The organism is Streptomyces sp. NPDC001492, from assembly GCF_053597275.1.
In genome coordinates this window covers 60,776-83,496 of sequence record NZ_JBSFHW010000014.1, presented here as the reverse complement: position 1 = coordinate 83,496, position 22,721 = coordinate 60,776, and the positions used below count along the sequence as shown (strand labels likewise).

General features: G+C 65.2%; 21 protein-coding genes and 3 pseudogenes. 10 read left to right on the top strand and 14 right to left on the bottom strand.

From position 1 onward, the window contains the following. Window positions 1–2 precede the first annotated feature (2 nt). Genes ACWC1K_RS19585 through ACWC1K_RS19575 form a run of 3 tightly spaced genes read left to right on the top strand, consistent with a single transcriptional unit; the run spans window position 3 to window position 2,999 of the window. On the top strand, window positions 3–1,304 hold the full coding sequence (locus ACWC1K_RS19585; protein WP_351483449.1) for a radical SAM protein: 1,302 nt from the start codon (window positions 3–5) through the stop codon (window positions 1,302–1,304). Then, the gene (locus ACWC1K_RS19580; RefSeq protein WP_351483448.1) at window positions 1,301–2,206 is read left to right on the top strand and encodes a radical SAM protein; all 906 of its coding nucleotides are present in this window, start codon (window positions 1,301–1,303) and stop codon (window positions 2,204–2,206) included. Before ACWC1K_RS19585 ends, ACWC1K_RS19580 begins: the two co-directional genes overlap by 4 nt. 7 nt (window positions 2,207–2,213) lie before the next feature. Beyond that, window positions 2,214–2,999, top strand: coding sequence for a hypothetical protein (locus ACWC1K_RS19575; protein WP_351483447.1), 786 nt, complete (start codon window positions 2,214–2,216; stop codon window positions 2,997–2,999). Between the two features lie 63 nt (window positions 3,000–3,062). Here ACWC1K_RS19575 and aspS read toward each other — a convergent pair whose 3' ends face one another. Next, window positions 3,063–4,385: an aspartate--tRNA(Asn) ligase gene (gene aspS / locus ACWC1K_RS19570; protein WP_351483446.1), complete on the bottom strand. Its 1,323-nt coding sequence runs from the start codon at window positions 4,383–4,385 to the stop codon at window positions 3,063–3,065. An 808-nt stretch (window positions 4,386–5,193) separates the two neighbouring features. On the opposite strand from aspS, the gene ACWC1K_RS19565 reads away from it, so the two are divergent. After that, window positions 5,194–6,111: a hypothetical protein gene (locus tag ACWC1K_RS19565; protein WP_351483445.1), complete on the top strand. Its 918-nt coding sequence runs from the start codon at window positions 5,194–5,196 to the stop codon at window positions 6,109–6,111. A 136-nt stretch (window positions 6,112–6,247) separates the two neighbouring features. Then, window positions 6,248–6,820, top strand: coding sequence for a GNAT family N-acetyltransferase (locus tag ACWC1K_RS19560; protein WP_351483444.1), 573 nt, complete (start codon window positions 6,248–6,250; stop codon window positions 6,818–6,820). A 483-nt stretch (window positions 6,821–7,303) separates the two neighbouring features. On the opposite strand, the gene ACWC1K_RS19555 is transcribed toward ACWC1K_RS19560, so the two are convergent. The 5 genes and pseudogenes from ACWC1K_RS19555 to ACWC1K_RS19535 all read right to left on the bottom strand — a co-directional run bounded on the left by ACWC1K_RS19555 (window position 7,304) and on the right by ACWC1K_RS19535 (window position 12,206). Beyond that, entirely contained in the window at window positions 7,304–7,855 is a 552-nt protein-coding gene (locus ACWC1K_RS19555; RefSeq protein WP_351483443.1) for a hypothetical protein, read from the bottom strand. 159 nt (window positions 7,856–8,014) lie between these two features. Further along, complete coding sequence (locus ACWC1K_RS19550) at window positions 8,015–8,737, bottom strand: HAD family hydrolase (protein WP_450833018.1); 723 nt, start codon at window positions 8,735–8,737, stop codon at window positions 8,015–8,017. Between the two features lie 988 nt (window positions 8,738–9,725). Then, entirely contained in the window at window positions 9,726–10,589 is an 864-nt protein-coding gene (locus tag ACWC1K_RS19545) for a S1 family peptidase (protein WP_450832848.1), read from the bottom strand. After that, window positions 10,586–11,020, bottom strand: a complete 435-nt coding sequence (locus ACWC1K_RS19540) for a CU044_2847 family protein (RefSeq protein ID WP_351483441.1) — start codon at window positions 11,018–11,020, stop codon at window positions 10,586–10,588. Before ACWC1K_RS19540 ends, ACWC1K_RS19545 begins: the two co-directional genes overlap by 4 nt. Before the next feature lie 119 nt (window positions 11,021–11,139). Further along, window positions 11,140–12,206, bottom strand: a pseudogene (locus ACWC1K_RS19535) (DNA polymerase III subunit beta family protein). Between the two features lie 516 nt (window positions 12,207–12,722). Between ACWC1K_RS19535 and ACWC1K_RS19530 the strand changes: the two are divergent. The 4 genes from ACWC1K_RS19530 (at window position 12,723) to ACWC1K_RS19515 (ending at window position 15,953) form a co-directional block, all read left to right on the top strand. Then, window positions 12,723–13,955, top strand: a complete 1,233-nt coding sequence (locus ACWC1K_RS19530; protein ID WP_351483440.1) for a helix-turn-helix domain-containing protein — start codon at window positions 12,723–12,725, stop codon at window positions 13,953–13,955. A gap of 5 nt (window positions 13,956–13,960) precedes the next feature. After that, window positions 13,961–14,515, top strand: a complete 555-nt coding sequence (locus tag ACWC1K_RS19525; protein WP_450832846.1) for a flavoprotein — start codon at window positions 13,961–13,963, stop codon at window positions 14,513–14,515. Window positions 14,516–14,703: 188 nt separating this feature from the next. Next, window positions 14,704–15,534, top strand: a complete 831-nt coding sequence (locus ACWC1K_RS19520; RefSeq protein ID WP_450832827.1) for an IS5 family transposase — start codon at window positions 14,704–14,706, stop codon at window positions 15,532–15,534. Then, window positions 15,531–15,953, top strand: a complete 423-nt coding sequence (locus tag ACWC1K_RS19515; protein WP_450832825.1) for a hypothetical protein — start codon at window positions 15,531–15,533, stop codon at window positions 15,951–15,953. Before ACWC1K_RS19520 ends, ACWC1K_RS19515 begins: the two co-directional genes overlap by 4 nt. Before the next feature lie 58 nt (window positions 15,954–16,011). On the opposite strand, the gene ACWC1K_RS19510 is transcribed toward ACWC1K_RS19515, so the two are convergent. Beyond that, window positions 16,012–16,386 (bottom strand): VOC family protein, encoded by a 375-nt coding sequence (locus tag ACWC1K_RS19510; RefSeq protein WP_450832823.1) that lies wholly within the window; start codon window positions 16,384–16,386, stop codon window positions 16,012–16,014. 667 nt (window positions 16,387–17,053) lie between these two features. Between ACWC1K_RS19510 and ACWC1K_RS19505 the strand changes: the two genes are divergently transcribed. Beyond that, window positions 17,054–17,356, top strand: coding sequence for a helix-turn-helix domain-containing protein (locus ACWC1K_RS19505; protein WP_450832844.1), 303 nt, complete (start codon window positions 17,054–17,056; stop codon window positions 17,354–17,356). A 757-nt stretch (window positions 17,357–18,113) separates the two neighbouring features. On the opposite strand, the pseudogene ACWC1K_RS19500 reads toward ACWC1K_RS19505, so the two are convergent. From ACWC1K_RS19500 to ACWC1K_RS19470, 7 genes and pseudogenes are all read right to left on the bottom strand, one after another. Continuing rightward, a pseudogene (locus ACWC1K_RS19500) lies at window positions 18,114–18,209 on the bottom strand (GP88 family protein); the annotation flags it as partial. A 156-nt stretch (window positions 18,210–18,365) separates the two neighbouring features. After that, the gene (locus tag ACWC1K_RS19495) at window positions 18,366–19,916 is read right to left on the bottom strand and encodes a hypothetical protein (RefSeq protein ID WP_450832842.1); all 1,551 of its coding nucleotides are present in this window, start codon (window positions 19,914–19,916) and stop codon (window positions 18,366–18,368) included. A 92-nt stretch (window positions 19,917–20,008) separates the two neighbouring features. Next, window positions 20,009–20,326, bottom strand: a complete 318-nt coding sequence (locus ACWC1K_RS19490) for a hypothetical protein (RefSeq protein WP_450832841.1) — start codon at window positions 20,324–20,326, stop codon at window positions 20,009–20,011. 164 nt (window positions 20,327–20,490) lie between these two features. After that, a pseudogene (locus ACWC1K_RS19485) lies at window positions 20,491–20,778 on the bottom strand (hypothetical protein); the annotation flags it as partial. 198 nt (window positions 20,779–20,976) lie between these two features. After that, window positions 20,977–21,414 carry an NUDIX domain-containing protein gene (locus ACWC1K_RS19480; protein ID WP_450832839.1) on the bottom strand — a complete coding sequence of 146 codons (438 nt, stop codon included), beginning with the start codon at window positions 21,412–21,414 and terminating at the stop codon, window positions 20,977–20,979. A gap of 69 nt (window positions 21,415–21,483) precedes the next feature. Beyond that, a complete protein-coding gene (locus tag ACWC1K_RS19475) occupies window positions 21,484–22,188 on the bottom strand; it encodes a nucleotidyltransferase domain-containing protein (protein WP_450832837.1) in 705 nt (234 codons plus the stop codon). Between the two features lie 209 nt (window positions 22,189–22,397). Further along, entirely contained in the window at window positions 22,398–22,718 is a 321-nt protein-coding gene (locus tag ACWC1K_RS19470; RefSeq protein ID WP_450832836.1) for a hypothetical protein, read from the bottom strand. Between the last annotated feature and the right edge of the window lie 3 nt (window positions 22,719–22,721).

Sequence of the window (22,721 nt, the reverse complement as noted above, 5' to 3'; positions counted from 1 at the left end):
ACGTGACCTCCTCACAGCTCCTGTGGGGGAAGTACATCCAGTACATCCGGGACGGCGAGGGTGCCCTCCTCGACCCGGTCACGCTGGACAGCGTGTACCTCGACCGCGGGGAGGTCACCGACCTCTCCGCGGTTCCCCCGGCCGCGACACACAAAGCTCTCGCCGAGCTCGGCTTCACGCCCGACAATCCCGATGTCGACCAGCGTGAAGCACTCCGCATCCGACTCCACCAACTCGACCTGGATCCCGTCCCCGTACGGATCAGCGGCCTGCGCGTCGTCCTCACCGACGCCTGCAACATGAAGTGCAGTTACTGCTTCGTCGAGACCAACACCGGCAAGCCGGATATGACGGAGCAGGAAATCGCCGATGGCCTCACCTACCTTTTCGAGACGAACGCCGGCCGCGACGAGGTAGCCATCCAGTGGTTCGGCGGCGAACCGACGACCCGGTTCGACCTGATGCAGTACGGGGACACTCTCGCGGACTCTCTCGCCGAGCAGTACCACGTCAAACGGGTCCGCCGAACAGTCGTCACCAACGGCGCCCGCATCACCGACGCCATGATCGAGCACTTCGCCCGCTACCAGTACGGCGTCGGCATCTCCATCGACGGACCACCCGCCATCAACGCCGAGAACCGCAGGCTCCTGGGCGGGCAACCGGCCGACAACAGGATCCAGCGCAACGTCCGTCGGCTCCTCGATGCGGGCGGCATCCACGTGGGCTGCAACCTCACTCCCACGCCCGCGAACATAGGCCGCCTGGCCGAAACCGTCACTTGGATCATCGACCACCTCGGACTGAAGTTCATCTACGCCAACACGCCGATCCCCACCAGCGGACGCTGGACGGTCAAAGGCAAAGAACTGGCTCAGGAGCTTTATCAGGCACGCCTCGTCGCCCTCGGGCGTGGCGGGATGATGTTCTCCGTCCTCGACCGGGCATTCCAGGCCCTCGACCGGCGCCGCCCCATGCTCTTGGATCACATGCAGAGCGACCGGAGTCTGAACGTCGCCCTGCTGCCCGGCAGCCGAGTCAGCCTCTGCGACATCAACTTCACCGCCCCCTCCTTCCTGCACACCCTCGACGAGCTGCGAGCGGACCCGAACTTGCTCGGCGGCATCGCCAAGAACATCGCCCCCATCCCCGAATGCGCCCAGTGCCCCGCCCTTGCGATCTGCGGTGGGCCCTCCCGCAATGAACAACTTCTCATCGGCGGAGACCGACCGGATGCGCAGATGTGCGACTTCTACGCCAGCACTGTGGAGATCGCAGTCTGGGATAGCACGGGGGTGCAGTGAACACCGTCACTCACCCCGAGAGCTCGTCCGCGTCAGCCCGGCAGCGGTTCCGCTCCGCGCTCATCAGTACCGCCGGCCACTGCAAGATCGCCTGCGGATTCTGCTTCCGAGCGGATCGGGCCCACGGCTTCCTCGACATCCCCACCTACACCCGGGCACTGTCCAGGCTGAAGGAGACCGGCGTCGAAGCGATCTGCCTGACTGGCGGTGAACCTGCGCACCACCCAGAACTGCGCCAACTGGTTCGGCTTGCCCACCAGTTCGGGCTTCCCGTGTCGATGGTCACCTCGGCCCGCGCACCGGAAGACGTCGATCGCCTGGCCGACATTGCGCGCCTGCTGGCGAACGTCACTGTGTCGGCCGATTCGATGGGCGCCATGGAACTCGGGCGAACGACCCGGTCCGTGGCGTCGGCGATCGCGACGCTGGAACAGGTCCCCGCGGGAGAGAGAGTTCTCCACGTCACGTATTGGAACCTCACGGCCCGCGAGTGCCAGGACATCTACGAGCGGGTCGACAAGTTAGGAATCAAGATCCAGATCAGCCCGGTGGCGCTCGACAGCACGGCTCGACAGCGCGCCGGCTACACGTTCTACGACTACCTTGCCCGGCAGCGGGAGGACGCCGATCTTCTCGGACGCTTCTTCAAGCTCTCGGAGCGGTTCCAGGAGTACCTCACCACGCTGCGAGCCATGCAGTTGTACCCCGAGGGACGGCCGTCCTGCGCATCCGCGGCCCTGTACGTGTCCGCAAGCGGCGAGATCCGACGGTGCCCCTACAGCACATCAGGGGTGAGCGTCCGCGCAGCTCGCGCAGAGATCGGCCGCTTCCTCGACGCTGAATGCGACGACCGGACCACCCCCGAGTGCGCGGCCATCTGCCGCGCCCCCGACATCCCGTGAGCGGACGATGACGACCCGAGTCACCACACCAGACGAGTTCATCGAACGGTGGCGAACCCCTCCCAACCTGCGCGTCAGCAACATCCTCACCGCCACCGGCTTCACCTTTCCGCCTGCCCTCGACGTCCTCGATGTGATCCGGCAAGACGAAGAAGTGCGCTTCACCATCCTCGGAGACGAGGACTGGTCCGTGCGCATGGACCGCACATCGGCCTTCCGCACAGCCCCGATCGAAGAAGTCGCCAGCTGGACCTTCCGCCTCGTCCACTTCAACCTGACCCGCTTCTACGACCGGCTCCTCAGCGGATTCCAGGAGCAGGTCATGATCCCCTGGCGTGCGCAACTGTCGAGCTGGGGGTTCACATGGCAACGGTGCGCGCCGCTGCTGTTCATCTCGACTGGAGGCGCCTCCTCGACGTACCACAACGACAACTCACACGGACTCGTGTGGCAGATCGAGGGAACCAAGACCTTCCACAGCTATAAGAATCCCGACCGACACCTCACGGCTGAGGCCGCTGTCGTAGGCGAGACCACGGCGGAGGAACCGCCTGAACACGAGCCAGTCGACCGCCATTCCGTATGCATGGGACCGGGCGACCTGCTGTGGAGCCATGCCCTGACCCCGCACTGGGTGACCACGGAGTCCCCGCTCGCGATGAGCGTCACCCTCGCGCACGGCGGCCTGTGCCACCAGGGCCGCTTCGCAGACCGGGAATTGGCACTCCGCGCCTACTGGGACCAGCACCCCGACGAGGCATGGAAGCTCGATCTGCGCAACGTCCGCTACTGACCGGAGCCGAGGCCGGGGCCGCTGCATCCTTCAGGGGAGCAGCGGACCCGGCCATTCGCGTGACTACGGGGTGAGCCGGTTAGGACCACGGAACAGGAACGTGGCCTCCCGAATCGAGTCGAGGCCGAGCATCACCATCAAGACGCGCCCAAGCCCCATGCCCAGACCACCGTGCGGCGGGCACCCGTACCGGAAAGCGTTCAGGTAGTCCTGCATCGGCTCGGTGCTCATGCCCTTTTCCGCAGCCTGCTTCAAGAGCACGTCGTAGCGGTGCTCGCGCTGCGCACCGGTGGTGACCTCCAGCCCCTTCCACAGCAGGTCGAAGCTGAGCGTCACACTCGGGTCGTCCGCCGGACGCATGTGGTAGAAGGGCCGGATGCTCGTCGGATAGTGGGTGACGAACACCCACTCGTGTCCGGTCTGCTCTTTGATGTGCGCTGCGATTCCGCGCTCGCCCTCCGGGTCCAGGTCCTCTTTCACACCCGCCGGGTCCCAGCCCTTGGCCCGCAGGATCTCCTGCGTCTCAGCCATCGTGATCCGCGGGAACGGCGTCGACGGCACCGTGACCTCGACACCGAACGTCTCCCGGATCGCCTCCCCGTGTGCGTCGGCGACCTTGGCGATGGCATGCGCGAGCATCTGCTCCTCGAAGGCCATCACGTCCTCAACCCCGTCGATCCACGCCAACTCCACGTCCACACCAGTGAATTCGGTAGCGTGCCGCGAGGTGAACGATGGCTCAGCGCGGAAGACGGGCCCGATCTCGAAGACCCTGTCGACACCGGCCGAGATCGCCATCTGCTTGAAGAACTGAGGCGACTGCGCCAGGTAGGCAGAGCGGTCGAAGTAACCGAGCTTGAACACCTCGGCGCCGGACTCGGATGCTGTGCCCATCAGCTTCGGGGTGTGCATCTCAGTGCAGCCCTGCCGATAGGCGTACTCGCGCATCCCTTGCTCGAACGTGGTCTGCACGGCGAACAGCAGTTGGGCCTGCGGCCGGCGCCGTACGTCGAGGAACCGCCAGTCCAGACGGTGTTCGAGACCAGTCTGCTCGTCGATGGGCAACGGCGTCTCAGCCCGGTTCAGAACCTCGACTGATTCCGGGACGATCTCCAGGCCGCCGAGCTTCACGATCGGGTTGTCGACCACGCGACCGGTGATCCGGATCGCGGACTCCGGCGTCAATCCCTCCAGCGCCGCCTCAACCTCGTCGCTTTCACCGCCGCGTTTGTGGGTGACCTGAGCCATTCCGGTGTGGTCGCGCACGACGACGAATTGCATCTTGCTCTGCAGGCGGAGCGTGTTCACCCAGCCCGACACAGAAACGGTCTGCCCGACATGTTCTCGCAGGTCAAACACCAGTACACGGCTAGTCGTGTGGATCATCGCAGCCCTCCCAGGGGCGTCGTCATGATCCCTTGGGGGCGCGGACGAGAAGGGTACTCGCGGTGCCACCGCGCCTTTACCGCAGCAGAACTACGGCCTCATTCATGCCCGATGACGGGGGCCAACCGGCGGAGCATTGGACCTTTCACCAGGCCGTTCCTCTCCGCACTCAGGAGGGTCTTCACCCCGGGGCGCAAGGCCGCCTTCCCAGCTACCGGCGGCTCTCTCTGCTCGCGTGATCCCGTGGCTACTCGTCTCCATCGACGCGTTGCTGAAGAGCATAGCTGGGCAGGCATGGATACGACAGCAAGATCACGCCAACGAGTTGGCCCGTCACCACGCGGCTACCTCCCACCGCCGTCGCGTAGCGAGCCCGGGCACCTATGACGAACTGCTCGGCGTCAGGCTGCATCCGCCCTGCCCCGGATGCATGGGCAGCGCCACCGCCATCCGGTAGGCCGCGCACCACCCGGCCGCAGCCCGCCGAGCAGGCAGATCTGCAGACCTGCCTCCAGGAATTACGCGAGAGATATCACGAGAGTGATTTCAGTAAGTTGCGATCAAGCTCTACTGTTCATTCGCTAGATCCTCGCGGATATTTGCCCACCGTAGGCGTCTGGGGATATTTGCGTGCGATGGGCTTTAGCGTGAATCACGGCCGTCATCGCTTGAGTTGCCGGCGACCTGGCCATGCGATAGCGACCTCTATGGCCGCTGAACGATCAGCGAATCTGAAATCATGCGCGAACCATCGTCCCGACTGTCACCACCGGCCAGGCGAGACGACTCAGGGAAAGGAATCCACTCGATGGAAGGGATGCCAGCTCCCGAGAATCTGGTTGAGGTTGTCTCAACCGTTTCATCGAAAGCGCCCGACCGCACCATAAAGTACGTCTTCAAAACGTCAGACAGGGCCACCTTCGAGGCTGTGCAACTTTGGGAGGGAGACCACAAAGCCTATTCGGTGTGCATGTCGGCCCAGGCAGGGTGCCGGTACGGCTGCACGCACTGCGCAACAACCTTCGCACGCACCCCCTTTGTCCGGAACCTCCAAGGCCACGAGATAGTCGCCGCGATAGAGCAGGTGGAGATGAACGTCCGTGACCAGCAGGGCCCTCTCGCCTGGGTCGACTTCGCCGGCGTCGGGGATGCGGCTGCCAACTGGGCCCACGTTACCGCCGCTGCGAGAACCATCACCAACCGGGAACTTGCTCGCGAGGTGAAGGTAACCAGCATCGCCCCGCAAGCGTGGGTTCGGAGCCTCCTGAAGTCGCAGGCCTGGCTACCGAACCGGTTCATGTTCTCGCTGCACGGAGCCGATGCCGCTCAGCGGCAGGTCGTTATTCCACGCGCTGACGACCCAGCTGCCGTACTACCGCTGTGGGCTGCGGCTGCCGAACTGCGCCCCGTGGTCCTGAACTACGTCCTGTGCGAGCACAACACCCGGCCCGAGGACGAGGCCACGCTTACTGACTTGCTCGCTCCCTACGCCGGCCGCTTCCTGCTGTTGCGGCTCTCCAGTTTCAATCCCGTACAAGGTAGCCCCCTGCGACCCAGCACACGGGAGACCGAATTCATCGCCGCGATCTCTCGCGAGCTGACCGGGTGGACGGTGGCCCACCATTCGTCCGCTGGACGAGCAACAGCTGCCGCCTGCGGGCAGCTTCGCGCCAGCCTCCTGGAATTCGGTCCACCAGCCGACGTTGTAAGCCACGACATCGGCTGAGGATCACGACACGACCACATCGCACCAGGTGCCGGGGTGGATTGCGCACAAGCCCGTGGCCTCATCCAGACACGGTAGAACGTGCCCGAACCAGGAGAAAGCGACACGAGCGGCGCTGAGAGCCTCCAGCCTGGTCATGCCGATCAATAGAGAGATCGCGATGCCCGCTGAAACCACCGAATACGGCCCCGCGACATTGCGACGCTGGCGAGCCGCTGACGCCGATGCCGTGTACCAACTCGTGAACGAGTCGCTCGATCACCTACGCCCATGGATGCCATGGGCAGCCGAGCACAGCCAGCCGCTGAGTGCGAAGTTCACTGCCATCTGCGAACGAGCGTGGACGGCAGGAACCGCCTATACCTACGCCATCCTCTTGGGAGACGCCCTGGCCGGGAGTTGCGGTGTCGTTCGCTACGACCAACTCGCAGGAATGGAGATCGGGTACTGGCTCGCACCCTCATACACAGGGCGCGGCCTGGCGACGTCGGCCGTTGCCGCGTTGACGATCCAGGCCTTCAGCCTCCCGGACATCCAGTGTGTGGAGATCCTCCACGACGAAGCGAATCACTCAAGTCGGGCAATCCCCAAGCGACTTGGGTTCACGCAGATCGGCATCAGCAGAGGGGCACCGCAAGCGCCCGCAGAGTGCGGACGCCGCGTTACATGGCAGCTTGACCGTGCAGCGTTTATGCGTCGCCACTGGTGACGGATTCGCCCCTTCTAGCGGACTGCTCGATCCATATCGCGGTTGCGTCCGCTGGTGTAGGAAACATCACCACACCCGGCATGGACGGGTTTGACGTCCCAACGAATGACGGGCGTTGAACCGATCCGGTCCCCAGCGCGTTCCGCCGTGTGCAGCGGTTCATCCCTCAAGACTATTCGCGTGCCCGGCCACTCGATGGGTTCATCAGCGGTCTGGGGCGGCATTCGGAGCATGGGGCCGGTGAGCTTCGCTGGAGCACCGAGTCCTGGAAGGAGCTCGACGATCTTGTCTATGTTCGTCAGCCGTCGCCCACCTGACTCAAGCGTGGACAAGAAGGCCTGGCTCAGCCGTGTGAGTACAGCCATGTCGCTCTGCCGTAAGTCGCCTGCCACACGCACCAGTTGACACAACCTGCCGAAGTCACGAGTGAACAGTGCTTCCTGCACCTCCCTCTCGCCATGAGTCCGAAACGCGGCTGCTCGCTCACTCACTGCCTGGGGATTCGGGGACAGCGTGGAATGATTCGGCGGTGTGATGGCTGGCGTCATTTCCCGCTCGATAACGGAAGGCGCCGTGCAGCAGTACGGCCGTCGCACTTCGCGGCACGCTGGCCACGAAGCTGTACCGCGTGGTCAGCCCCGGCTCAATCAAGGTCGCGACCCACCCCTGCGGCAGCCAGGAACCCGTGATCAGGACGTGGGGGATTAGCACTTGGCCACCGATGTCTGCGCCGGTGATCAGGGGGTCCTCGGGATACACGCAACGGAGTTCAAAGGTCAGATGGCTAGTCGCGTACTGTACCTGGCCCTTGTTGTCGAGCATGGCAGCCAGCTCCACGAGCCAGGTGTCCCCATGCACGCTCACGAAGCGCACCTCAACGCCGAAATCAATCCGTTCGGCGTGTTCGCGTTGTTGGACGAGTCGCCGATCCTCTCGCCGCCAGATCAGGCTCTGCTGGCGCAGAGCCAACACGTGACCGAGCACTCCACCGATCACGGTCCCGCCTACCCCCACCAGCACATCTACCGTGCCCACGCCCACCCCTCCGCTGGCTCGGACGTCACGAGCCGCCCGTTTAGTGCGGCTATTCCCACACACCGGACCAGTGATCCTGAGCAGGTAGGAGAGTTGTGTGAAGCGACTCTCCCGGGGATGCTGACGGGACCTAGGGGACGCCAGTCAGCGTCAGAGTGTTCATCCGCCGCGGACGACTCGCAACACCGGCTCCAGTGACTCCACTATCAGTTCGGCACCAGCCTCCCTCAAGTGCTTGGCCGTCCGTTCGTTGCGCGCAAAGCCGATGAACGAGACGCCGACGCTGCTCGCAGCGATGAAGTCTGAAGGCGCGCCGCCGATCATCAACGTGGCCGAAGGCATCGCTCCCATGGCGCTCAACGCCCGGTTCAGGTTGTGCGGGTTCGGTTTGAGGCTATCGAGCGCCGCGGTACGTCCGTAGATGCGGGGGGCAAAGCACTCCATGAGGCCGCGGCTATTCAGGTATTTCTGGGCCACCCGCGAGGAGTGGTTCGTGACGATCGCAAGCCGTGCACCGACGGCTGTCCAGGTACGGATCAGCGGGTCCGCGTACGCTGTGGGCATCGCTGAGGACACCGCACTCATCTCCTCGCGAGTGACCCGCTCCTCCAACTCCGACACCAAGTCGCTGCCCGGGTGCCTTCGGTCGACAGCGTGCAAGATGACCTGCAGGTCCGGAGAATCCCGTTCGGCCTCCGTCAACAGACCACGCAGGCCCTGCCCCTCGAGCCATTCCACCAAGCCGTCCGCTGCCCATTCTGCTGAATACCCCGCGAACAGACGGCAGATCGGCCCGTCAAACCCGAACAGGACGCACCGAGCCCGGGTAACGAGATCCCGTAGATCCTTAGCAGCTTCACCGGCTGGCGTAGGAGGCTCCACCGTGGTGACCCGGGCGGTGTTGGCCACGGGAGACTCGCGCTCGCTCCCTTGCGCCGGCTGGCGCGGCTGCACACCTGAACCGTCCAGCGCGGACTGAGCCAGCGGACGAGCTCGAACGGAATGGCGCTGCTGTTCGCGGACGCGTTGGGTGGTCTGATGGGCTTCCGCGAGCGCGGCGCGGGCGGATCCGGCCTGAGGATGCCGTGCGCCGAGCATGGTCGCGGACCGTTGCACCGCCGTTGCTAGGACGTCGGTTAGCCGGTCCATGGCCTCCAGATCTGCTCGTATCTCGGCGATCGCATGCTGTGCCGAGGCCATGACGACGACGGCTTCTAATGTTCGAGGGTGATCACTGCCCCAGCGGTCGATCTGCTGCCCGCAGATATCCACGAGCTTCTGGGCGAGGAGCTCCACGCGCTGGTGATCCCGGTCTCTGGAGGTGTGCTCGATGCGGAAGAACACGGAGGTCGTCCGCATTGACACGTCCAGCCATGCCTCCTCACTGCCTGCTGCCGGGATGAGGCGTGCAGCCTGCTCGGCGTACCCACGCGCGCGTCCCCAGTTTCCGAGGCGGGCCTCGATGGAGCCGAGTTGGGCGAGCGTGTAGGCCCGCTCCAGCTCTGTATGCGCTGCAACTTGCGCAGCCGTCAGGGCCTCGCGGGCCTCGTGCTCGGCCCCGCCTTCGGCGAGCACGGTGGCGATTCTGTTATGCACGACGCACTGATGTTCCGGAGGAACCAAGCCGCCTTTTACCCACTGGCCGATCACGCCCAGCGTGCGCGCGTAATCCGGCCCCCCTACCCGGCCCAGCTCACGCAACAAGGCGACAAAGTAGGACATATGGCCTGCGGCGGCCGGAGTGTTCAGGAGGCTCGGGTCTTCGGTGAGGCGGAGAACCTCCTCCCGAAGCGGCGCCAGGGCTTCATGGTCGCCTCTTACCGCTCTTTCCGCGACACTGATCCTGTGCTGCCACAGCATGGTGGAGGTTTCAGTCATCACCGTCACCTCCCAGTGCGCCATCGCCTAGTTGCCGCAGCGTGCGGCGCCGCTGCTCCTGAGCCTCCGTCGATGTGATGAGCCCCGCCTCCTCCCATCGTCGCAGCGATCTGAGTACGACATCGGCCTCCCGTGCCGCGCGCTGCGCTGCCGCTTCCTCTGCGGCTTCCGAGGGCTCCTGGCTTGCAGCACGCTGCGGACCCGGGGCGCGGCCCCCGTTGCGCAGCCAGTCGATGCTGAAGTGCGGGAAAAGATCCATTGCGTGCCGCACCGACGCTGCGACCAGAACATTGCTTCCCGTAGCGGGATCCTCACGGGTGAACTGTTGTTCCATGAGGATCCCCACTACCGGACGCTCTTCGCGCTCGAAGGGATCGGATCGCCCAGACTTGACGGGATCGGTGTCCACCGGACTGCCGGAGTACCCGGAGTAGTCACCAAGTAATTGGTCGACTGTCAGTTGAATCCCTTTGAACTCGCCGCCCTCTGTGCTGCCGTAGTTGATCGGTGCATGTGTCACGCGACCGCTCAGCTGCGTGTTCTCACCCGGCGGGCAATATGCACCGCTCCATCTCACCTGCGGTCGCGGCCAGTCCGTCGGCGGTGCAAGTGGCAGATCGAATGCATGTGCGCCTTCGATGGCTATCAAGGCGAGATCGACCTCTTTGACTGAGTCGCACAACCGACCGCTCATGACCTGTCCGTCGGCTAGTTCGACTTCCAGCCGGGCGTCCTCCGAGGACACCTGACGGAGGCAATGCATAGCTGTGAGCACGAAGACCCGAGTCACGAGGAAGCCGGCGCCCAGATGCCTGCCGTTCTCGCGGATCCGCACCCAGTAGTGCCAGTCGGTCATGGCGTGTCTACGGCCCGTTCCACGGTGAGCGTCACTTCGAAGGAGGCTTCCGCTGACGCCTTCGAAAGGATCACTCCGGCTTCGGCCGCCAACGTGATCCCGAAGACAACCTCCAAGCTGGTGACTGACCAGCCGTGCCGCTGTGGAACCTGAGCCAGAGAATCCTGCGCGATTGTCGAAGCCTGGACAATCGCTTCTTGTAGTTCGTCAGAGCGGTCGGCCAAAGACGCAGACTGCCGTGTGCGGCTTCCGATCTGCCGAGCTCCATGCCCGTTGAGTTCTACGGTTTCAACACGCACCACAGGTGCGTCGTTTGTCGAATCATCCCCCACAGCGGCGCCCTCCCGCACGACCGGACTGATCAGCTCAGCGTAGCCCTGAGTGCGTCTGTGATGGATCGCGTTCTTAGAACCTACGGTCCGTCGGACCATGTCGACACTGTTACGGCGCGGCCCGCTGGGCAACATCGCCCGCCATAAATGGGTTCGCCAGCACCCTGATCCGGCTGCGTCCGATTGGTCTGGGCGGGCCGGATCAGGGTGAACGACTGTCATTCCTCCAGGCGGACCGGCATCAGGATCGAGAAGGTGCCCTCATCGTCGAGCCGGCGGATCGCGATCGGTGTTGTGGGGGCGTCGAGCTCCAGAATCAGTCGGTCCCGGGCCCCGGCGGCCAGCGCGTCCAACAGGAACTCACGGTTGACTGCGACGCGGTTCGGGTCTTCGTCGCCGTCAGTGCAGAGGGTCACCATGCCGCCGTCCTCCACCCTGAGCACGCTGAGGTCGTGCGTTCCGGCATCTCCAGTGCGGACAGGACCGGTTTCCAGGGCCTTCCGGAAGGCCGCCACCTCGACGACGGTGCGGCGCCCTGCGGCCTGGGGGAGGAGACGACGGTAGTCGGGGAAGTCGTGGTCGAGGCACTGACCGGCTGCCTGCCTGTCCCCGGCCTCCAGTGTCACGCGGTCACCGTCGACAGAGAGCCGCACAGGTCCCGCGCTGTCCAATAGCGCCCGCATCGCGTCCGTGAGCGGGGCGGGCACGATGACCTGCACTCGGCTCCCGTCATGTCCGGCGATACCGGCCTGCGCGACAGCCATTCGGTACCGGTCGGTGGCCACGACGTGGAGGCTCTCGCCCTCGATGTCGAACAGGACCCCGCAGAGCATCGGCAGCTCCAGGTCGGTGCTCGCCGCGAAACGGACGGTGTCCAGCGCGGCTGCCAGCTCTGGCGCGGCGATGGACAGCCGGACGGTGGCGACGCGGAGCGAAGTCATGACGTTCTCCCTGTGATCGAGTAGTGCTCGGAGCGCGGAGAACTCGCTGCGGGCATCGGACAGTCCCTGTTCGAGGCGGCGCAGGTGCGCCTTGAGCAGTTTCCCGACCAGATCGGTGTCCGCGCCGGACCAGCTGGCCAGCACCAGCCGGATGTCCGCCAATGGCATCCCGGCCCGGCGCAAGTGGGCCAGCAGCCGGGCTTCTTCGAGCTGCCCGAGTTCGTACCAGCGGTAACCGCTCGCTGGATCCACCCAGGCCGGGGCCAGCACGCCGGCACGGTCGTGAACCGCAGGGCGCTCACGCTCAGTCCGCTGCCGCGGGCCATCTCGCCAATGCTGCGCATGTCGTTCTCCACACCCAGCACTCTGGGCCCTGTACAAGGTCGAGGGTCAATCCCGACTCCGGAGCGGATCTCGCGATGACTGTCCTCGCCCATGCTTCTAGACGAGCAGCGAATCCTTTCTCGATGCTGCTCGAGATCGCCTTGCCCTCGCCCGCCGTGGCATAGGGCGGGTGACAGATCACGCTAGACCCCGTGTAGATGACTATCCCAGCAGGCAGAAGAAGGCGTCGGGGGCCGCCGTTGTGACCGGTGCCTTCGTAGCCGGGCAGCATCAGCTCCGGCGATGCATCCAGGAGGAGAGAAGTCTCGATCTCCCCAGGGTGCATGTTGTCGTGCTGGTCGGAGACCAGCTCGACGTGCTGCCTCGCTCGTGGATGTACCCGGACAAAGTGTCTGGCCTGTTCCAGGCCCGAGGGCGGATGTTGACCATGGCATCGCAGCCCGGATCGCTTCCCGATCTCGCGGCTTGCTCGGCCGCTACCGTGAATGACAGACCGAAGTGGGGAGGCAGCGCGCATGCGTGGTCTTGGTGATCACCTAACCATCGGAGAGCGGATCGCGTTCTACCGCGAGCGCCGGGGCTACACGCAACCTGTGCTCGCTGGTCTCGTCGGGCACAGCACCGACTGGCTGTCGAAGATCGAGCGAGGCGTACGGAAGCCGCCCAGGATCGACAAGCTCGCTGAGCTCGCTCATGTGCTGCGGGTCCCACTCGGCGACTTGATGGGACAGCCCGTCCTCCTGGAGGACGAGGAGAGGCACATGGACGACGTGCCGGCCGTACGCGATGCGCTGATGAGCCCTCGGCGGCTCTCCAAGCTGTTGTTCGGTCCCACGGCGGATCGGCAGTTGCCGCGGCCAGAGCAGGCGCAGGTCTTCGTCGAGCGCAGTTGGGGCGACTATCAAGCTGGCGTCCTTGGCAACGTCATCGCCGCCCTGCCCGGCCTGCTGAGAACTGCGCAGGAGTTGGAAGACCTTCCACCTGGCGATGAGCGGAGACGCGGCCTCGCCGTCTCGGCTCGTACGCATCACCTGGCGGCAACCACCCTCGCTAAGATCGGCGAGTCCGACCTGTCGTGGCTTGCGGCAGAGCGCGCTATGCGCGCCGCCGACGAATCCGAGGACCCGCTGTCGCTCGTCTCCGCCGCCCGCTCCGGTACGCACGCACTGCTGGCTAACGGACGCTACTCGGACGCCCTCGAACTCGGTGATACCGCAGCAGCTTGGCTCGTCAGTCAGGCCCACGACGATGATCCAGCCGCCCTGAGCCTGCTGGGCATGATTCATCTACGAGCTGCTGTGGCCGCCGCACGTCATCAGGATCGCACCACCGCCAACTCCCTGCTGGAGCAAGCAGATCGGCTCGCCGAACGGCTCGGGTCCGACGAGAACCAATGGCAGACGTGCTTCGGCCCGACGAACGTCGTGCTGCACCGCCTGTCGATCGAGCTTGACCTGGAGAACATCCCGTACGTCGTCGAGCACGGCGGCATCGACGTCTCCCACATGCCGGCGGAGCGTGCCGTCTCCCATCGCATCGACTACGCCCGCGCCCTTTGCCTCAGGGGCCGCGTAGACGATTCCTTCAGCGAGCTGCGGGAGGCCGAACGAACCTCGCCACAGCTCGTGCGGAACAATCCACGCGTGCGCGAGACCCTTCGCGACTTGAGGAAGCAGTCCCCGGTCACGGGCGGCAGCCACTCGTCCGAGCTGCTGGCCATGGCCCAACGATGCAGGGCGGTGCAGTGAGTTCGATGCAGGGCAAGGTGCTGGGCGTCGTCGGATCGAGCACCGGCGGGATCGAGGAGCTGCGTGCAGGGCTTGTGGCCCCGGCACTCGAACGGGGCTGGACGGTCGCGGTCACGCTCACGCCAACCGCAGGGCAGTGGCTCCGCACGAGCGGGGAAACCACCGAGCTCGAAAGGCTGACCGGGCTTCCAGTACGGTCCGAACCACGCCTGCCGAAGGACTCCCGGCCCCATCCGCCAGTGGACTGCTACGTCGTAGCCCCGGCGAGCGCCAACACCGTCGCCAAGCTCGCCCTGGGGATCTCTGACAACCAGGCGTTGACGCAAGTCAACGAAGCCATCGGGACACCGAACCTGCCTGTCGTCGTCTGGCCCCGGGTGAACGCCGCGCATGCCCGCCACCCCGCCTGGGAGGGACACATCAAGGCCCTTCGCGATTCAGGGGTGCGGTTGATCTACGGGGCCGAGGTATGGCCACTCGCCGAGCCGCGGGCAGGGATGCCCGGGCGCCGGTACCCGTGGGAAGCCGTACTGGACGAGGTGAGCGAGGCTCTGTCCTGACCGCCCATCAATGAAGCGGAGAGCATGAGTAATTGGACCCGGACAGTCTGTCCGGGTCCTTCGTCACAACTGACGCCACTCTGAGAGAGCGGTATGTGAGTGTGTAGGTGTTTTTGTCGTCACCTGAATGTGTGGCAGGACGGTATCCGGGCCCCTTCGGCGGCAGTGGGCGTGCTGGGCTGGTTGCCGTGAGTGAGCGCAAGCCCTACAAGTCCGACCTGTCTGACGAGCAGTGGACGCTGGTTGAGCCGGTGATCACGGCGTGGAAGGCCGTGCACCCCTCGGTCAGCGGCCATCAGGGCCGGTACGCGATGCGGGAGATCGTCAACGCGCTGCTCTACCAGGGCCGCACCGGCTGCCAGTGGGACCTGCTCCCGCACGACTTCCCGCCGCCCGGCGCGGTGAAGTACTACTTCTACACCTGGCGCGACGACGGCACCGACCAGACCATCCATGACCTGCTGCGCTGGCAGGTGCGGGAGAAGGCGCGGCGGAAGGCCGACCCGAGCCTGGTGGTGCTCGACACCCAAAGTGTGCACGCTGCGGCCGGGGTGCCCGCGCAGTCGACGGGGCGTGATGCGGCAAAAAAAGTGCCGGGCCGCAAGCGCGGCCTGGCCGTTGACGTCCTGGGGCTGGTGATCGCGGTGGTCGTGGTGGCCGCGTCCGTGCACGACAACGCCGTCGGCATCACGCTGCTGGACAAGGTCGTCGCCGACACCGACACCGTGGAGAAGGCCCTGGTCGACCAGGGCTTCAAGAACGCCGTCGTCGCACATGGGCAGAAGGTGGGCATCGAGGTAGAGGTCGTGGAGCGCAATATCGCGCAGATTGGTTTTGTTCCGATCCCCCAGCGGTGGATCGTGGAGCGTGCCTACGGGATCTTGATGCTGCACCGTCGGCTGGTGCGCGACTATGAGCACCTGCCCCGCACCTGCGAGTCGCGGGTGTACTGGGCGATGACCGCGGTGATACTGCGCCGGCTGACCGGGGCCACCGCGCCGTCCTGGCGCAGCGCATGAGTGGCGGGGAGTTGACCCTCGGCGCGGTGCTGGCGCGCCTGGAGGAGCGAGAGGGGGAGATCGCCACTCAGGCCGAGACGACGAGGGAACAGATCGCGCAGCTCACTGCTCAGCTGGACGAGCTCGGCCGGGCCGCCGAAGAGATCCGGATCACCCGCAAGACGCTACTGGAGCTGCCCGATCCACAGCCGCCCGCGCCGCCGGTCCCGAAGCTGCCGGACCATCCTGCCTATCAGCAGATCATGGCGGTGTTCGCCGCAGCCGATGCGCCGCTGCGAGCGCGGCAGGTGTGTCAAGCGATGGACCTGGAGATCGCGCCCAACAACATCAACAACACCCGCCTGAAACTCAAGCGACTGGCCGAGCGCGGAATCCTGGTCGAGATCGAGCAGGGATTGTTCACCCAGCCGCGGCCGTAAGAAGCTGTGTCAGAACCGGTGATCTGTAACATTCCGCGATGAGAGGCGGAGTCGTGGGCTACTCCGTGCTGGCGCCTGATGGCGGGGAGAAGACGCAGAACTCGTTACCTTCCGGGTCGGTGAGTACGACCCATCGGAAGCCGTGTTCATTCTCTTCTCCAGAGGTTCGCTGGGCACCCAGTCGTTCGAGTCGGTCAACCTCGGTGGCCAGATTGGCAGTGCCGAAGTCGATGTCGAGATGCATTCGGTTCTTCCCGTGCTTCGGTTCCGGGACTCGCTGCAAGAGCAGAGTTGGCGCCGGCGCGGGCCCGGTCAGGCTGAGGTAGGGAGGTGCGTCGAGGGCACGCCGGTATTCCAGCGGTGCGAGGGCGGCGAGCCAGAACTCCGCTTGTGCCTCGGTATCAACACAGTCCAGCGTCACGACGATCTGCATTCGGGCACCGTAGGAGACTACGCTCGCCTGCGGCGATCCATTTTCCGCAGTGCTGGATCGACGCAGGCCGTCTTTGCGGGGTGCATCAGACGGGCTGAGCAGATCGAGGCCAGCGCGTGGCATGGCAGAGCGTGGAGTATCTGCGCTGGCGAGAGCAGTCCGATGACGACGGTCCTGGTGCGTCCCGTAAGCCACATCGGGATGTGACCCACCCGCAGCCCCGCCATTTCGAAGGGCTTCGTGTCCGGGATCAACCGCCCGGCACCATGGCGGCCAACCTGCACACCCTTCCCGAAAGCGCGAAACGGACATCAGGCCACGTACCGCCCTCTGAGGAATCACCGCCTAACGGAGGGTACGGATGCCCGATCAGAGATTGAGCGCAACGCTCCCCGGCACGAAGGCCAGGGGCGGCACATCCAGGAGCTGCCCGAACGCACGCGCGGATGGGACAGGCGGCAGTCACTCGTCTCGGCGCTCGCGAGAGGCTCCCCTGACGCCGTCGGGCACGGAGCACCTCGTCGCGAACACCGCGAGAAGCACCTCCACGCAAGCCAGCGGCCCCCGGCTCTGCACGCTCTGCCAATGCCGTCTGAGCCGGTACAACAAGGAGGAGGTGTGCTCCGGTTGTACCCGCGACAACCAGCCGCCCGCACGCAGCATCTCCATGGACATCTGGCAGTTACCCGACATCCGGCAAGCCTTGATCAACCGCGAATTCGGGCACATGTGTCAGCTGATCAGACAGCACGGCGGGGTCCGCCAGGACGACATAGCCGCACTCACCGACTTGAGCCAGCCCTTCCTGTCGATGCTCGAGTCCGGAGCCCGCAAGCTGACCAACATCGACAAGATCATTCAACTGCTGGATGGCCTGCAAGCCCCACCAGAACTCACCGGACCGATGCTGCGGCCAAGCCTGCACGATCTGCCTGTTGGCTCCACTCAAACGCCCGCTTCGCGATCCTGACCTCGCTGTTCATCGCCGCCCACGAAGACAGCGCGAGCCCGGAACCTGCCGACACAACGTCGCAACATTCAGTCGGCGCCTGCCTGGTTCGCCAGGCCGCCCTGCCCAAACCGCTCCGGATAGCGAGTTTCATGGGCGAATAGTGGCTATAGGGGCGTTCGAGGTGATACTGCTCGGCCGGGCACAGCGGCGGCTGCCCAGCATCACCGTGGGAATCTCCCACGGTGATGCTGGGCAGCGTGCACCAGAAACGGGTGGCAGGTAGACGTCCCCGGCCTCGTCTGTAGTCAGGACCTGCGGGCGCGCGGTCAGTCGAACAAGCTGGTAGCGACAAGATCATCGGTGTTCATTCCGGCCTCCCCGGCGGCCTCCAGGCGCGAGGGGACGTTCAGGTGCGAGCCCCACGCGGATCCGAATCGGAGCATCGTTCTCGGCGGTGTCGGAGAACGGGAACAGCATCAACAGCGCACGCCCCGGGAATGGAGATGGGTGTAGTAGCTCTCCCTCAGGGACTGGCTGAGCTGGGAACTTGAACTTCTGGCTGCGGTCTGAGAGGAACTGGATGCGCGGGAGGCGGCGGCTCGTGCTCGGATCGGGGAACTGCGGCAGCGGATCGCGGAGTTGACCGATCCGCCGGAGCGCGCGCAGGTGGGTTTGTCGCGGCTGGAGATCACCCGGGAGATGTTCATCGAGATCCTCGGCGAGGCCGAAGCGCGGGGCTTGTGGCCGCGACGCTCGGCCCCTGGCGGATTCCCGCTCTGGGATGCCAATGCTTTAGCAGGTTGCTGGCCTCCTGCGAATTCCGACCGGCGGCGATGGCGCCCTCGTCGGGGAAGACGTCCGCGACGCGGTCGAGGAGAAGGGCTACGCAGAGCAGGCGGCGGCCGAACAGCCGAGGGCCAAGCGGAGGTTGGGGTGGTGCTTGGCGTGGAGTGTGGGCTCCGCATAGGCGCCGTGCTTCTGGTGATCACGGGAGTTGGAACTTGCGGAGTGGGCGCGATTGCTTGGCCTACGTGGCTTGTCCTACCGCGTCGCCGCCCTCGTGCTGGAAGATGCTCCGTGACAGAAACTCGAATGCTTCTGAGCCTTCGAAGACGACTGTGAGGTCCCGAGCGTCCAGGTCAACCAGACGATGGATGCTGATGCGGGCCTCGTGCTCTGTCGGGGCCACAATCGCCGCCCTGCCGACGGCCCACCCAGGTCGCGCCGATATCCGTGCACGCTCAACGTACCGGTCGACTGCGTCGGTGAGGAACACGAACACGATCAGTCGTCCGTCGCTCAGCGGCACGCACAGAGGGAGGTCGACTCCATCGCCCATCACCCATGCCAGGCGGAAGGTTATTGCATGCTCGGACACCAGTCTGTGCGTATCGCGCGGAGCGCCGGCAATGGCGGCGAGCAGGTCGAGGTCCGGGTGCTGGACTCCCAGGTCTGATGCCAGTGCCAGAAACGCCCTGGCCTCGTTCTGGAAGTACAGGGCACGCGCGTCGTTTGCCAACAAGTGCTCGGCGAGCCGTCTGTATACGTCGGCCCTGCGCTCGTTGGCGTAGAGCACTAGGCGCATGGCCTGGTGGTGGCCGCGGTCGAAGGCCGCCTGCCGTTCTATGGCTTCGCTGACGACATCGAGGATCCACGTGCGGATGCGCTCGTATGTCTCCTCTGCCTCCTCGCCATCATCGCCAGAGGCGAGCACAGCCGCCGCCAGGTCATCGGCCAGCGCGTCGGCGACCACGTTGAGCCGGACAGCGTTCGCCACGTTGAATCCGAGGTCCTTGTCCAGCCCGCCTTCGAACTCCTGGGAAGCGTCCCGCGCGATCTGCGCGCACCCGTTCATGTAGTGGAACAGCCCGAACATCGTCACCACCTCGACAGCCAGGCGGCCGGCGGTCTCATTGGTGATCGCGTCCGCCCGCCCGAGGACCCGAAACGCCGCGGCGAACAGCAGTCGCACCCCGAGCACATCGGCCCGGACTTCTTCCATCAGCACTTGAAGATCAAGGGATCGAGTGGTTCCGGCGGCACGTATCGACTCGCGTGCTGTGGCTGCTTCGTCGCCAAACGACTCGTCGATGACACGCTCGATCAGGTCAGCGAGGTTGATCTCCCTCCAATCAGTCGATGATCCCCGGTCGTGGGCGAGGACGACGTGCCCACACTCGTGCAACAGCCCGTAGAACCAGAACGCCATGTAGAGCTCGTCCACAGGTCGGGCCTCCAGATCCGCAAGCGTCACCAGCGGTGCGAAAAACCCCTCGTTCAGCGCCGATTCGAGGAACAAGTAGCACGCCGTGGCCACGTCCCCGTGGCGCAGGGTCAGCTCGGCGACGATGCGGAGATTCAGCCGCTCGGCGACCCGTGCTCCCAATTCTTCACTTAGATGATCCGCAGACAGGGTCCCGCGTAGCGACGCAAGCATCTCCAGATGCCGGGCGCTGAACACCACGACAGGCGGATCCAGACCTGGGAGTGAAAACGTCTCGGGCAACCCGCCGTCGATCCAGAACACGGTGATCGGCTGGCCGAGATGTTCCTCGGCCACCTGGATGGCCTCGACCATCGGCGACCAGTGTTCCCGTCCATAGGCCCACACCCGCGCCGCGACACCGACCCGTCGTTGGACCAGCCGTGCGAGAAGGGCCTCGTCGAGGATCAATCGCCCGCGGCGGATTCGCCGGCCGAAGGTCCCAGCCGCCGGAGGATGTCGTCGACGTCCTGCGGACGAGGATTCTCCAGGACGAGATCGCCAACCTCGATGCGCGTGACACGATCGCGTGTGAGGAACTCCGCCAACGCTCGAAGCGTGTCAGGAATCTGCTTGGCAACGATCGTCGCAACCACCAACCAAGACGCTGCCGCCGTACCGTCGAGGTTCCGCTGCGGTGTCGACTGCGTAGGTGCCCCGGCTTCGGTGAAGAGCGCAACAATCGGGTCGACTGTCTCAGGAGCGCAATCGAGCACTACGGTCATCGGTTCCACTGAAGTCCCCTGATCGTCTGGCGTGGAGTGCGGCGGTGACTTGCAGAAGTTGTGGCGATAGGCGGCGGGTGTTCGTGGAGAGTGCCCACGGTCGGCTTATCGAGTATCGCCCTGTGCTACTCGGATCGCACTCGATGCAGCGCAGGTTGATCAGATCATCCCCAAGCAGCCCATACTTGAGCTGGAATCGTACTTGGGTGTAGCTCCGGCTCGGGGAAGTCCGTGGGGCAGGCCGTGAGTTGGTGGCTGTGCCGGTCGGGGGTGGGGTAGAGGCGTTCGTGTTCGCGGGCGAGGTGGAAGGTCCAGTGCTTGTCGAAGTCGTCGTTGTCGTGCAGGGCGCGGAGTTTGAGAACGGCTTCGGCGATGGCCAGGCCCCAGCGGGCGCCGGTGATGTCGAGGCGGTCGCCGATTTCTTGGCGCCAGGCGCCCTCGATCGCGCCGGTCTTGGCCGTGAACGCACGCTGACCCGCATCGACACCGCGATCGGGAAGCTCGCGGGTCTCCTGACCGACTGAGGCCACCGAACCGACGACAGGGCGGCCGGGTCCACAGCCGTCGAGGCCATGGGGACGGCGGAGCAGCTTCGCCGTCCCCATGGCCCTCACGACTCTCGGGACACCCTCCCGTGGCGGAGACGGTGGTCAAGTTCCCACAACGCTGTCCGGTTGGAATCCCAACGCACCGCCGACATTGCCCTGTTGAGGGAGAACCAGCTGTACTCGGTGTGCTCGCTGGACAGCACCAACTGCGATGCAGTCGGCACGGACGCCGAAGGCATGCTCAGGGATCACCAAAACCTCCGGCCCCCACGTGAACTCTCCAGTGACACTCACCACTGGAATCGTCGCCTGCACATCCAGTTCGATGAACTCGAAGTCGCCGCCCAGGCCTGCCTCTTCGGCGGCCTCTCGCCTGGCCGCCTGGAGCGGTGTTTCTCCCGCCTCACTACCACCAGCCACCCCCTGCCAGTAGGCGCCGTCCAAGCGACGGAACAAGGCGTAGAGCAGCCCTCCCTCAGTCTGCCGGTACGGCAGCACCAACACCTGGAACGCAGCGCGACCCTGCACAGCCTCAGCCATCGCTCCACGGTAGAGCCGACGAGCCGCCTACGGTGTCGATCGAGGTCACCCGCAACCCATCGCCGCCAGTCACGGAGTCCCGCTGCGCCGACACCCGATCCACAGTCGCCCTCCAGCAGAGGCCAGGACGTCTTCAACGACGCCAGCAAGGGCTTCGGTCTGCCCATTCAACGCCTCACGGACAGCGTGGTGCAGGCGCGCATTGAGGCCAGGTGCCGTGTCATCGAGGCGACGTGCCAGCCACTTCCCGCCACCACCCCATGACCCGCCGAGCGCCAGGGCCAGTTCGCCTGTCCGCCTCGCCAGCTCTGAGGCGATAAACAGCCGCTCACCCTCATCGGTACACCCAGCGAGATCGTCCAGGAGATCCGTGATCCCATAACGGAAGTCCTCGATCTCCTCCACTGTCGCCGCAGGCGGACCCGCGAGGGCCAGCTTCCTCGCTTCGGCAGCCACACTCGCGCCGAGCCCATCCACGTCGAAGAGCAACTCGCCGTCCGCACACATCCACAGCAGCGGGGACCGGCGCTTGCGGACTTCCCGGCCCACGAATTCGTGCCAGGACTCTTCGGTGTGCACGAAGAGTTCCACGGGCCAGTCGCCCGCCTGCAGGCTCTCCCTGTACGGAGCCGGCGTGCCGTGCAACAGCACCACGATGTCCAAGTCGGACAAGGGCGTGCGGCGTTCCGTCAGCACGCTGCCTCCCAAAAACGCTGCTCGGGCGGCAGGATGCCGTTCCTCTACAACGGCGCGGGCAACGACAACCGTATCCATGCAGCCACTATCCGGCATACAGAACGCGCCACGCATGTGGATTCTCCGACCACTCGGACGAGCCGTCGTACGGCATCTCTCGCCGCCCCGCCAGAACTACCCATCCCTCTTGTGCCCATTGAACGACCCGATCCCAACTCAGGCACGCACCCTCCGAGTAGCCGCGTCGGGCTGCCGGTCACTCCTGATCCGGGAACACGAGTATGCGTTCACCGCCTTCGTCTGGCGCACAACGGCACAGTGGTCAGAAGGCCGTGGTCCGCGTTGACCGGCTCGTCGGGCGCCGCCTCATCAACGATGAGTGCTGCACGGCGTTCCAGGGCGGAGACGTTGGCCGAGTTGTCGATGGTGGCGACCCCGTTGACCGTGACCTTCAACGGTTCGGCGAGGAGCGCGGCGAGGCGCTCATGAATGATCTCCAGAGCTACCGCTTTGGCTGATCGCAGTCGCTCGTAGCGGTCGGCGAGGTCAATGGAGTCGGTTTCGGGGCCGAGCTGGGCTTGGAGCCAGCGCAGTACGTCGCTGTTCACACA

Coding starts and splice junctions, on each gene's coding strand:
- ACWC1K_RS19575 (WP_351483447.1), top strand. CDS start 2,214: ATGACGACCCGAGTCACCACACCAGACGAGTTCATCGAACGGTGGCGA.
- aspS (WP_351483446.1), bottom strand. CDS start 4,385: ATGATCCACACGACTAGCCGTGTACTGGTGTTTGACCTGCGAGAACAT.
- ACWC1K_RS19565 (WP_351483445.1), top strand. CDS start 5,194: ATGGAAGGGATGCCAGCTCCCGAGAATCTGGTTGAGGTTGTCTCAACC.
- ACWC1K_RS19560 (WP_351483444.1), top strand. CDS start 6,248: ATGCCGATCAATAGAGAGATCGCGATGCCCGCTGAAACCACCGAATAC.
- ACWC1K_RS19545 (WP_450832848.1), bottom strand. CDS start 10,589: ATGACCGACTGGCACTACTGGGTGCGGATCCGCGAGAACGGCAGGCAT.
- ACWC1K_RS19540 (WP_351483441.1), bottom strand. CDS start 11,020: ATGGTCCGACGGACCGTAGGTTCTAAGAACGCGATCCATCACAGACGC.
- ACWC1K_RS19530 (WP_351483440.1), top strand. CDS start 12,723: ATGCGTGGTCTTGGTGATCACCTAACCATCGGAGAGCGGATCGCGTTC.
- ACWC1K_RS19525 (WP_450832846.1), top strand. CDS start 13,961: ATGCAGGGCAAGGTGCTGGGCGTCGTCGGATCGAGCACCGGCGGGATC.
- ACWC1K_RS19515 (WP_450832825.1), top strand. CDS start 15,531: ATGAGTGGCGGGGAGTTGACCCTCGGCGCGGTGCTGGCGCGCCTGGAG.
- ACWC1K_RS19510 (WP_450832823.1), bottom strand. CDS start 16,386: ATGCAGATCGTCGTGACGCTGGACTGTGTTGATACCGAGGCACAAGCG.
- ACWC1K_RS19505 (WP_450832844.1), top strand. CDS start 17,054: ATGGACATCTGGCAGTTACCCGACATCCGGCAAGCCTTGATCAACCGC.
- ACWC1K_RS19495 (WP_450832842.1), bottom strand. CDS start 19,916: ATGGTCGAGGCCATCCAGGTGGCCGAGGAACATCTCGGCCAGCCGATC.
- ACWC1K_RS19490 (WP_450832841.1), bottom strand. CDS start 20,326: ATGACCGTAGTGCTCGATTGCGCTCCTGAGACAGTCGACCCGATTGTT.
- ACWC1K_RS19480 (WP_450832839.1), bottom strand. CDS start 21,414: ATGGCTGAGGCTGTGCAGGGTCGCGCTGCGTTCCAGGTGTTGGTGCTG.
- ACWC1K_RS19475 (WP_450832837.1), bottom strand. CDS start 22,188: ATGGATACGGTTGTCGTTGCCCGCGCCGTTGTAGAGGAACGGCATCCT.